The organism is Mesorhizobium sp. M4A.F.Ca.ET.090.04.2.1, from assembly GCF_003999085.1.
Lineage (GTDB): Bacteria > Pseudomonadota > Alphaproteobacteria > Rhizobiales > Rhizobiaceae > Mesorhizobium.
The window spans coordinates 1-9,843 of record NZ_RZOT01000195.1 but is presented as its reverse complement, the minus strand read 5'-3'; the positions used below and the strand labels follow the sequence as shown (position 1 = coordinate 9,843).

At 64.6% G+C, this 9,843-nt stretch carries 11 protein-coding genes and 1 pseudogene; 5 read left to right on the top strand and 7 right to left on the bottom strand.

The features are described 5' to 3' along the window. A partial coding sequence (locus tag EN781_RS15610) for a LacI family DNA-binding transcriptional regulator (RefSeq protein ID WP_145965517.1) occupies positions 1-549 on the bottom strand: 549 nt, incomplete at its 3' end. A 148-nt stretch (positions 550-697) separates the two neighbouring features. Then, a complete protein-coding gene (locus tag EN781_RS15605) occupies positions 698-1,870 on the bottom strand; it encodes an MFS transporter (RefSeq protein ID WP_245492598.1) in 1,173 nt (390 codons plus the stop codon). Positions 1,871-2,100: 230 nt separating this feature from the next. On the opposite strand from EN781_RS15605, the gene EN781_RS15600 reads away from it, so the two are divergent. Further along, positions 2,101-2,388, top strand: a complete 288-nt coding sequence (locus tag EN781_RS15600) for a DUF3175 domain-containing protein (RefSeq protein WP_126059024.1) — start codon at positions 2,101-2,103, stop codon at positions 2,386-2,388. A 20-nt stretch (positions 2,389-2,408) separates the two neighbouring features. Here EN781_RS15600 and EN781_RS15595 read toward each other — a convergent pair whose 3' ends face one another. Together EN781_RS15595 and EN781_RS15590 are read right to left on the bottom strand one after the other, a co-directional pair. Beyond that, positions 2,409-3,185 (bottom strand): FadR/GntR family transcriptional regulator, encoded by a 777-nt coding sequence (locus EN781_RS15595; protein ID WP_126059023.1) that lies wholly within the window; start codon positions 3,183-3,185, stop codon positions 2,409-2,411. 102 nt (positions 3,186-3,287) lie between these two features. Beyond that, positions 3,288-4,184, bottom strand: coding sequence for an NAD(P)-dependent oxidoreductase (locus EN781_RS15590; RefSeq protein ID WP_126059022.1), 897 nt, complete (start codon positions 4,182-4,184; stop codon positions 3,288-3,290). Between the two features lie 26 nt (positions 4,185-4,210). Between EN781_RS15590 and EN781_RS15585 the strand changes: the two genes are divergently transcribed. Then, positions 4,211-5,242, top strand: a complete 1,032-nt coding sequence (locus EN781_RS15585; RefSeq protein ID WP_281034374.1) for an NAD(P)-dependent oxidoreductase — start codon at positions 4,211-4,213, stop codon at positions 5,240-5,242. Positions 5,243-5,260: 18 nt separating this feature from the next. Here the strand turns inward: EN781_RS15585 and EN781_RS15580 are convergent, their stop codons facing one another. From EN781_RS15580 to EN781_RS34380, 3 genes are all read right to left on the bottom strand, one after another. Further along, positions 5,261-6,037, bottom strand: a complete 777-nt coding sequence (locus EN781_RS15580; protein WP_126059020.1) for a FadR/GntR family transcriptional regulator — start codon at positions 6,035-6,037, stop codon at positions 5,261-5,263. Positions 6,038-6,219: 182 nt separating this feature from the next. Next, complete coding sequence (locus EN781_RS15575; protein ID WP_126059019.1) at positions 6,220-7,209, bottom strand: sugar-binding protein; 990 nt, start codon at positions 7,207-7,209, stop codon at positions 6,220-6,222. A 48-nt stretch (positions 7,210-7,257) separates the two neighbouring features. Continuing rightward, positions 7,258-7,434, bottom strand: coding sequence for a hypothetical protein (locus EN781_RS34380; RefSeq protein WP_189347597.1), 177 nt, complete (start codon positions 7,432-7,434; stop codon positions 7,258-7,260). A gap of 224 nt (positions 7,435-7,658) precedes the next feature. Between EN781_RS34380 and EN781_RS15570 the strand changes: the two genes are divergently transcribed. The 3 genes and pseudogenes from EN781_RS15570 to EN781_RS15560 all read left to right on the top strand — a co-directional run. Next, on the top strand, positions 7,659-8,402 hold the full coding sequence (locus tag EN781_RS15570; protein ID WP_126059018.1) for an ATP-binding cassette domain-containing protein: 744 nt from the start codon (positions 7,659-7,661) through the stop codon (positions 8,400-8,402). A 55-nt stretch (positions 8,403-8,457) separates the two neighbouring features. Then, the gene (locus EN781_RS15565; RefSeq protein ID WP_126059017.1) at positions 8,458-9,456 is read left to right on the top strand and encodes an ABC transporter permease; all 999 of its coding nucleotides are present in this window, start codon (positions 8,458-8,460) and stop codon (positions 9,454-9,456) included. A gap of 161 nt (positions 9,457-9,617) precedes the next feature. Next, a pseudogene (locus EN781_RS15560) lies at positions 9,618-9,843 on the top strand (AraC family transcriptional regulator); the annotation flags it as partial.

Here is a 9,843-nt window from a genome sequence, read left to right as displayed (position 1 = left end):
GACCAGGTGCTCGCTCGCCACCCGGCCGCCGTCGAAATGGGAAAACCCGACCAGCATGTCGACCGGATCGGGACCGGTCTCCATGACCTGAACCACCGGGCAGCCGGCAGTCTCCAGCAGGCGGCGCGAGGTTGGAGTCTGGTCGATGCCGGCCACGATCAACGCCGCCGGACGCTGCGGGGCAAACACCTGCAGCAGGCGCTCCTCTTCGAGGCCGGAATAGTGGGTATTGCCGAGCTGGATGCGGAAGGGGCTGTCCGACAGGCTGTCATAGATGCCGCGCACAACTTCGGCGAAAACGTTGTTGGTGAGCGACGGCACCAACACGCCGAACACCTCGGCGCGGGCCGAGGCCAGCGCCCTTGCGTTCGGGTCGGGAACATAGCCGAGCTCGTCGACGGCGGCCTGGATCTGGCGGCGCAGGTCTTCCGAAACCCGCCCCGGTTCGCGCAGCGCCCGCGATACGGTGATGGCGCCGACGCCGGCCTTGCGCGCCACGTCGGCGATGGTCGGGCGGCCGCCGCCGCGGCGCGAGCGCGGCTTGATCACCGCCCTGCCCTCGATGCCGCGCCATCAGCCAGGCTGGGCCGCGAAACGATGGTGTTTGTCGGTATCGCCATGCCAGTCCCTCGCCGCGCCATCTGGCGTCGCGCAGCCTGCCGCCCTTGTCAAGCGACCGGCACCGTGCGGCCCGCCATCAGGCCATCGCCAGGGCACTGCGCCGGGCCTTCCACGTCAGGAGGAGGATGGCCGCCAGATTCACCAGGTTCCAGGCGATGCCGTTGAGGAAGGCCGCGGCATAGGAGCCGGTGAGGTCGTAGATCCAGCCCGACATCCAGCCGCCGACCGCCATGCCGAAGATGGTCGCCATCATGACGATGCCGACGCGCTGTCCAGCCTCCCTTGCCGGCATGTAATCGCGTATGATGATCGCATAACAGGGCACGATGCCGCCTTGCGACAGGCCGAAGACAAGCGACACGACATAGAGCGAGGCAAGCCCGTCGAAGGGGATGTAGAACAGCAGTGACAGGCATTGCAGCACCGAGCCGAGCAGCAGCGTCCTCACCGCGCCGATGCGATCGGCAAGGAAGCCCGAGCCGATGCGGCTGGCGACGCCCGCCGCCAGCATGATCGACAGCATGTCGGCGCCATGCGCCATGCCATAACCGAGGTCCATGCAATAGGCGACGATGTGCACCTGCGGCATCGACATCGCCATGCAGCAGCCGAAGCCGGCGACGACCAGCAGAACCTGCAGCGCCGCCGGCGACAGCGAGATCGGCCGCACCGGACGGCCGCCGGCAGTGCCGGCCATCGCTTCATGCGGAGCGCCGCGCCGCAGCATCAGCACCAGCGGCACCATTGTGAGCAGGCAGACGACGCCGATCGCCGCATAGGTGAAGCGCCAGCCTTCCGCCCTCATGATCGTCGGCATGATGAAGGGCCAGACCGCCCCAGCGAGGTAATTGCCCGATGCCGCCACCGTCACCGCGACGCCGCGGCGCCGGTTGAACCAATGCGAGATGTCGGCGATCAGCGGACCGAAGATCGCCGACGTCCCGACGCCGATCAGAAGCCCCTGGACCAGGGTGAAGCCGAGGATCGAACTGGTGAGCGAGGCGAGCAGGAAACCGGCGCCGAGCGCCGTCGCGGAGACCAGCGCCGGGATCCAGTAGCCCATCCGGTCGATGGCGCGGCCGACCAGCACATTGCCGGCGGCAAAGCCGACCATGGTCGCGGTATAGGGCATCGAGGCCGCGGCGCGGTCGACGCCGAACTCCGCCTGCACCGCCGGCAGCACCACGACCACCGCCCACATGCCGACACCTCCGATCGTTGCCAGAACCACCGAGATGGCGAGCCGCATCCAGGCATAGGCGCTGTCGATGTCTGGGCTCTGGGCGCTGCTGGAGAAGGTGGTGGCCAAGGCGTTTCCTGTCCGCGGTGTTCTTGGGAGCGAGCGGTTCGGCTCCACTATTCGGCCCATCGGCAGGCATCGAGCAGCGCCACGACAGGCAAATCCGTCGCTCCAGAAACCAGGATCCGGCGGGAACAGACATCGCCGCGTTGAGTTTCCGTCACGAAAGGAGTGGTGCCATGACCGCGAAACGAAAATGGTCGGCCGAGGTGACCGGGCACAGCGACGCGCTGGATCTCGAAGAGCATATTTTCGAATCCGACGACGCCAGGAAGATCGCCGCCTCGCTCAAGCGATCGGCCGAGCACAGCGACCGGCGTAAGGCCGAGCCGTTCCAGTCTGCCATGTCGATGCTGAACTTCTACATCAACCGTGCCGGCAGCAACCTGCCGGCGGAACGCAAGCGAGTGCTGGAGAAGGCCAAGGACGAGTTGCGCGCCGCTTTCGGCCGCGAGCGAGACGATTGATTTCGCTCGGGTCGCGTCGTCTATCTCGATTTAATGACGTCATCGGTGTTGGCGAGCAGCTTGCGCACCGCGGCGCGCGCCGCGTCCGGCCGCTGCAGACGGATGTTCTTCTCGATCGCCTCATGCAGCTTCTGCGCATGTTGCAGGTCGTCGACCTCTCGCGTCGTGTAGCTGAACAGATGGTCGAACGCGGATTCGATCAGCACGCCAAGCGGCACCAGCAAGTCGTTGCCCGATGCCCTGAGAATGGCGAGGTGGAAGCGCGTGTCGGCGCGCGTCCGCTCCTGCAGGGTCGGTGCCTCGCCCATCTCGCGGCAGGCCTGGCTGATCTCGGCCATCTGTTCTTCGGTACGCCGCATCGCGGCGAAAGCCGTCGCTTCCGGCTCGATGATGTGGCGAAATTCCTGGACCGTTTTCAGGAACACCTCCCGGTCCGGCGACGTTGCGTACCAGGCAAGCACATCGCGGTCGAGCAGGTTCCAGCGCTCTTTCGGCTCCACCCAGCTGCCGATCTTCGGACGCGATGCCAAAAGGCTCTTGGCCATCAGCATCTTGATCGCCTCGCGCACGGCCGAACGGCTGACGTCGAAGGTCTCTGACCATTTGGCCTCGTTGGGCAGGATGGTGCCCGGCGGATAGTCGCCGCGCACAATCCGAAGGCCGATCTCGCTGGCCAGCGAAGCATGCACGCTCGATCCCGGAATGCGCGGCGCATCGGCTCGGCGAATGGCGGCCTGGCGCTCGGCGGACGCCGCCTGCTCCGGTGATTTTTCCTTGTTCGGCTTCCCGTTCCGCATCTGCCCCAGAAAGTCCGGATTTCGGACCCTGTCAAGCACGGCAAGGCTGATGGAGCGCAAAGCCGGCGGCTGTGCACAGATCAGCCACGGCTTTGCGCCCCATCATGCCGTTTTGACGTATTTGCGCCAGCTGTGCTCCGGACGGAAGCCGAGCAGGTCGCGCGCCTTGCGGTTGGAGAGCAGCGTCTCGTATTCGCCGAACTCCTCCTTGACCGGCACGTTCGGATAGAACCGCTTCAGGAGTTCCGCTGTCGGCAGGTCGGACGAGGTGTCGTCGTTGGCGGCGTTGAACACCTGATAGCCGAGCCCGTCCTTCTCGATGGCGCGGAGCGTGATCTGGCCAAGGTCGCGGGCGTCGACATAGCTCCAGGCGATCCGCTTGCGGAAGCCCGGATCGGCGAACCATTTCGGGAACAGCGAATACTCATGCGGCTCAATGACGTTGCCGATGCGCAAGGCGTAGATGTCGGTGCCGTTGCGCTGCGCGAAGGCGCGCGCCGTCTTTTCGTTGACGATCTTTGACAGCGCGTAGCTGTCCATTGGATCGACGTCGTACTCCTCGTCGAGCGGGAAATATTTGGGATCGCGCGGCTCGTTGGCGAAGACCAGCCCGTAGGTCGTCTCGCTGGACGCAACCACCACCTTGCGGATGCCGAGTTTCACCGCCGCCTCGATGACATTGTAGGTGCCCATCGCGTTGATACGGAACACCTCGTTGTCGGGCGTGATCATGATGCGCGGGATGGCGGCGAAATGCACAACGGCGTCGACCGGCTGCGGACGCAGCGACGGGTCGAACTCATGCAGGCCCATATAGCTCGACAGCGCGTTGAAAACCTGGCCGCTGTCGGTGATGTCGGTAATCAGCGTGCGCACCTTGGGATTGTCGAGCGGCTTGGTATCGATGTTGAGCACCTGGCAGCCATGCTCGACCAGATATTGCACGACATGACGCCCCGCCTTGCCGCTGCCACCGGTGAACATGATCCGCTTCGTCATTTCGCTCTCCACATCGCTTGGGGACTATGTGTATTGTCGGACAATATTGCATTCCGCGAGCGCATGCGGCAAGAACGGCAGCGCAATTATCGATAATTTTCAGACAGGACGAGACGCACATGAACACGACCGCCGCGCGAGAGAGGATCGGCTTTATCGGTTTGGGCCTGATGGGCCACGGCATCGCCAAGAATATCGTCGACAAGGGCTATCCGCTGACCTTCCTCGGCCGCAAGAACCGCAAACCGGCGGATGACCTGGCTGGTCGCGGCGCCACAGAAGCGGCGACATCGCGCGAGGTGGCGGCATCATCCGACATCGTCTTCATCTGCGTCACCGGCTCGCGCGAGGTCGAAGCCATCATTCGCGGCCCCGGCGGCCTGAAGGAGGGCCTGAGGCAAGGCGCGGTGGTCGTCGATTGCTCGACCTCCGATCCGGTCTCGACGGTGGCGCTGGCTGCCGAACTCAAGGCGCTCGGCGTCGACTATGTCGACGCGCCGCTTAGCCGCACGCCGAAGGAGGCCTGGGAAGGCACGCTGGACGCCATGGTCGGTGCGCCCGACCCGGTTTTCAACAGGGTGAAGCCGGTGATCGAGACCTGGGCCGGCCGCATCGTCCATATCGGCGACACCGGCGACGGCCACCGCATGAAATTGCTCAACAATTTCATCTCGCTGGGCTACGCCGCGATCTATTCCGAGGCGCTGGCGCTGGCCGAGAAGGTCGGCATCTCGCCGCCGCGTTTCGACAGCGTCATCCGCAACGGCCGCATGGACTGCCCCTTCTACCAGACCTTCATGCGGTGGACGCTGGAGGGCGACCGGGACGCGCATAAATTCTCCATCGCCAACGCCTTCAAGGACCTTACCTATCTGGAATCCATGGCGGGCGCCGCCGGCATCGCCAACCCGCTCGGCAACGCCACCAAGAACGCCTTTGCCGGCGCCTTCGCCGCCGGCCCGGCCGAGCAGTTCGTGCCGATGCTGGCGACCCATATCGGCAAGGTCAACGGCGTCGACCTGATGCCGTCAAAAGATGGCGTGAAGCAGAAGATTTGAAGTCGGGAAGGCCTCGCGTCACCGCCGCGACCGCTCGATGACCTCGTCGGTGTTGGCCAGCAGCCGGTGCACGGCGGTTCGAGCGGCGGCCGGGCGCTTGAGGCGGATGTTCTTCTCTATGGCCTCGTGCAACGACTGCGCCCGCCGCTGGTCGCTGTGCTCGCGCGTGACGAAGACGAACAAATGGTCGAGCGCCGATTCGATCAGCACGCCGAGCGGCACCAGCAGCTCGTTGCCCGATGCCCTGAGGATGGCGAGGTGAAAGCGCGTGTCGGCGCGCGTGCGCTCCTGCAGGTTTGTGGCAGCCCCCATCTCGCGGCAGGCCTGGCTGATCTCGGCCATCTGCTCCTCGCTCCTGCGCATGGCGGCGAAGGCGCTGGCTTCCGGTTCGATGATGTGGCGGAATTCCTGCACCGTCTTCAGGAACAGCTCGCGGTCCGGCGCGCTCGCGTACCAGGCAAGCACATCGCGGTCGAGCAGGTTCCAGCGTTCCTTCGGCTCCACCCAGCTTCCGATCTTGGGGCGTGATGCCAGAAGGCTCTTGGCCATCAGCATCTTGATCGCCTCGCGCACCGCCGAGCGGCTGACGTTGAAGGTTTCCGACCATTTGGCCTCGTTGGGCAGGATGGTGCCCGGCGGATAGTCGCCGCGCACGATCCGAAGACCGATCTCGCTGGCAAGCGAGGCATGCACGCTCGAGCCCGGGTTCCAGGCCATCTCCGGTCGCCGAACAGCGACAAGTGGATGGCTGGCCGTGGTCCCGGCAGAGCGTTTTCTTGATTTGTCGTCCGGCATCGGCGTTCCGGCATCGTCAGTCCGTCGCGTGGAAACTGTCCGGAATTGTCCGCGCCCGCGGATGCCTTCGCCGACCTATGGGCGCGTCAAATCCGGAGACTGCCGCCCCCGACAACGCTGCCTGTCCTTGTCCCTGAGGGAAGTGACGGGGCGCCCTTCGAAGGGCACCCCGAGATCGAGACCTACTTCTGGATGCAGGTGTCGACCGTGTCCTTGGTGCATTCATCGAGACCGGTGAAGACCGGGTCGTCGACCTTCTTGCCTTCGATGAGGTCGATCATCACCGACGGCGCCTTGTAGCCCATTTCGAACGGCCGCTGGCCGACCAGCGCGGTCACCAGTCCATCCCTGGCGATCGCCACCTCGTCGCCGATCGTGTCGGCGGCGCCGATGACGAAGGCGTTGCTGGCGATCTTGTCGGCCATCGGCTTGAACAGGTCGCGATAGGGCTGCGGTGCGCCGAACAGCGGCCAGCCGCCCATGATGCCGAAGGCGTCGAGGTCGGGATTTGCGGCGAGGATGTCGGTCATCGCCTGCACGCCCTTGGCGCCGTCGTCATTGGTGAACACCGGGCAGCCGGCGACTTCCGTCCAGCCGCCTTCGCCGGCAAGCGCGGCGAGACCGTCCTTGCCCGACAGCGCGTCACGCATGCCTTGCGCGCGGCGCAGGATGTTGTCGGCCGCCGGATTGCCCTCGATGGTGCAGATCTTGCCGCCATTGGGCTTGGCCTTCTTGATGTATTCACCAATCTTCTTGCCCATCAGATAGTTGTCGGTGCCGAGATAGGTCTTGCGAAGGCCCGCATCTTCCTTGGCAAGGTCGGCATCGACCGTCATGATCGGGATCGAGGGATTGGCGGTCTTGATCGTCTGCGCGATCAGCGGCGCATTCGAAGGCGAAATCGCCATCGCCACCGTGTCGGGCTTGCTCAGCATGTCCTGCACGATCTGGGCCTCGCCGGCCTCGTCCGAAGTCGATGCCGGGCCGGTGTAGAAGCATTCATATTCCGAGCTGGCGTTTTCCTTGTTCCACTTCTCGCAGCCCTGGTGGATGGCTTCGAAGAATGGGTTGTCGAGCCCCTTCACCACAATGACGAGCTGTTTCTTGGCCAGTGCCGGCCCGGCGCCCAACGCCATGACGGCGGCAGCGGCGAGCAAAAGTGATTTCCTCATATCAGTCCTCCCTTGAAACAGACGGGCACGGCGTGCCCGCCACGCAGATCAACCCGGTGCGCGAAAACAGAGCATCGTTTCACGAGCGCTCGTGCCCCGCCAGTCCAGGTCGATAAGCATTTCCAGATGCAATACCGAACCGCGCTGACGAGAACTGCCGCCAAGTCCCGGACCGGTATCGCGCCCGCCGATTCCGCCCGCCCAGCCGGGTCCAAAGATCGGCATGATCTTCCTCCGATGCTTAGCTAATATCGGCTTGCGGCCAACGTCAATTGCTATTTGTCCTACAAAACGGATTTTTGGTAAAACATGTCTTCAATTCGTCCGACAATTGATTGACGCCTGCATGAGCATTAGCGTAAATGCGCGAAATCGCCGTTCCCGGGGAGGAGCTGGGGAGAGCGAGGCCGCGGCAGAACCGCAGGCCGCAACAGGGAGGCATAACGCTGGTGGCGGTTCTCGAACTCACCAACATCTCAAAGCATTTCGGCGCCATCCAGGCGGTCAACGACGTGTCATTGTCGATCGAGCCTGGCCAGGTCGTCGGCCTGATGGGCGACAACGGCGCCGGCAAGTCGACGCTGGTCAAGATGATCGCCGGCAATTTCCGCCCGAGCCATGGCAACATGCAGCTGGACGGCAAGGAGCTTGTCCTGCACAAGCCGGCGGAGGCCCGCCAGCACGGCATCGAGATCGTCCATCAGGACCTGGCGCTGTGCAACAACCTGACCGCCGCCGCCAATGTCTATCTCGGCCGTGAGCTGCGCAGGGGCGTCGGTCCGTTCCGCATCCTCGACTATGCCGCCATGTACAAGCGCGCCGGCCAGCTCTTTGCCGAACTGAAGTCCGAGACCCGCCCGCGCGATCTCGTCAAGCAGATGTCGGGCGGCCAGCGCCAGGCGGTGGCGATCGCCCGCACCATGCTGTCGCAGGCCAAGATCGTGCTGATGGACGAGCCGACCGCGGCGATCTCGGTGCGCCAGGTCGCCGAAGTGCTGAACCTGATTCGCCATTTGCGCGACCAGGGCATCGCGGTGGTGCTGATCAGCCACCGCATGCCCGACGTCTTCGACGTCGCCGACCGCGTCATCGTCATGCGGCGCGGCAGGAAAGTGGCCGACAAGACCATCGCGTCCAGCTCGCCCGAGGAGGTAACCGGTCTGATCACCGGCGCTATCGAGCAGGTCGCATGAGCACGGCAACCCCGGAATTTACGGTGCTGGCGCGGCCCGGCAGGAAAGGTCGATAATGGCAGTCACCCTTGACCAGACGATCGCGCAGAAGCAGCACACCTTCATGTCGCGGCTGCTCGGCAGCCAGACTTTCTGGGTGGTGATCGCGGTGATCCTCGCCTGCCTGTTCCTGTCCTTCGCCACCGACGCCTTCGCCACGCAGAAGAACCTCTACAACATCACCCGCAACATCACCTTCGTCGCCATCGTCGCGCTCGGCATGACCTTCGTCATCATCACCGGCGGCATCGACCTGTCGGTCGGCTCGGTGCTTTGCCTGTGCTCGATGGTGCTGGCGGTCACCATGCATGCCGGCTACGGCATCGAAGTCGGCATCCTCGCCACCATCCTGACAGCGCTCGTCATCGGCGCTTTCAACGGCATTCTGATCGCGTATCTCGGCTTTCCGCCGTTCGTGGTGACGCTCGGCATGCTGTCCATCGCGCGCAGCCTCGCTATGGTCGCCTCCAACAACACGGTCGTCTTCCAGTTCGGTCCGGACCACGACAAGCTGCTCGCGCTGGGCGGCGGCGCCTGGGTGTTCGGCATCGCCAATCCGGTGCTCTACATGATCCTTCTGGCGCTGATCACCGGCTTCACGCTGCGCTGGACCAAGTTCGGCCGGCACATCTTCGCCATCGGCGGCAACGAGCATGCGGCGACGCTCACCGGTGTTCCCGTCAAGCAGATCAAGGTCGCAGTCTACATGATCTCGGCGCTCGCGGCCGGCATTGCCGGCATCATCGAGACCGGCTGGCTGGGCGCCGTCACCACCAACATCGGCACCGGCATGGAATTGCAGGTGATCGCCGCCACCGTCATCGGCGGCGCCAATCTCGCCGGCGGTGTCGGCACCGCCTTCGGCGCCATCGTCGGTGCGGCGCTGATCGAGGTGATCCGCAACAGCCTTGGCCTGCTCGGCATCAACGCCTTCTGGCAAGGCACCTTCATCGGCGGCGCCATCCTGCTCGCGGTCCTGTTCGACCGTATCCGCAATTTCAGGCGCAGCGACTAGGCCGGACCGGATCCGGCTCCTATCGCTCAGTCTGAAAATCCGCCCGTGCGGCGCAAGGCGCCTGTGAGACCTAGCGCACGCGCCTTGACGAGCGCCCGACGCCCGCCGCACAATCCCCGGGCGGGCGAAGGGAGGCCAGTCGCCCGCGGGAGGATATACTCATGACGGACGCGATCAGGCTCTATTGGGGCCGGTTCGGACATGTCTCTGTCCTGAATGTCGCCAACGACTTCGTCACCCATGCCCATGTCGAGGCGCATCTGATCATCTGGCTTGAAGGCACGGCCGGCGAGATGACCATCGGCCGCGAGACGGTGCGGCTCGGGCCCGACACCGCCGCCGGCATCAATTCGTTCCAGCCGCACAGCCATGCCCTGTCGCATGACG

What these genes read in the sequence shown, in the direction of transcription:
- EN781_RS15605 (WP_245492598.1), bottom strand. Translation starts at nt 1,870, where the DNA reads ATGCGGCTCGCCATCTCGGTGGTTCTGGCAACGATCGGAGGTGTCGGC.
- EN781_RS15600 (WP_126059024.1), top strand. Translation starts at nt 2,101, where the DNA reads ATGACCGCGAAACGAAAATGGTCGGCCGAGGTGACCGGGCACAGCGAC.
- EN781_RS15595 (WP_126059023.1), bottom strand. Translation starts at nt 3,185, where the DNA reads ATGCGGAACGGGAAGCCGAACAAGGAAAAATCACCGGAGCAGGCGGCG.
- EN781_RS15590 (WP_126059022.1), bottom strand. Translation starts at nt 4,184, where the DNA reads ATGACGAAGCGGATCATGTTCACCGGTGGCAGCGGCAAGGCGGGGCGT.
- EN781_RS15585 (WP_281034374.1), top strand. Translation starts at nt 4,211, where the DNA reads ATGTGTATTGTCGGACAATATTGCATTCCGCGAGCGCATGCGGCAAGA.
- EN781_RS15580 (WP_126059020.1), bottom strand. Translation starts at nt 6,037, where the DNA reads ATGCCGGACGACAAATCAAGAAAACGCTCTGCCGGGACCACGGCCAGC.
- EN781_RS15575 (WP_126059019.1), bottom strand. Translation starts at nt 7,209, where the DNA reads ATGAGGAAATCACTTTTGCTCGCCGCTGCCGCCGTCATGGCGTTGGGC.
- EN781_RS34380 (WP_189347597.1), bottom strand. Translation starts at nt 7,434, where the DNA reads ATGCCGATCTTTGGACCCGGCTGGGCGGGCGGAATCGGCGGGCGCGAT.
- EN781_RS15565 (WP_126059017.1), top strand. Translation starts at nt 8,458, where the DNA reads ATGGCAGTCACCCTTGACCAGACGATCGCGCAGAAGCAGCACACCTTC.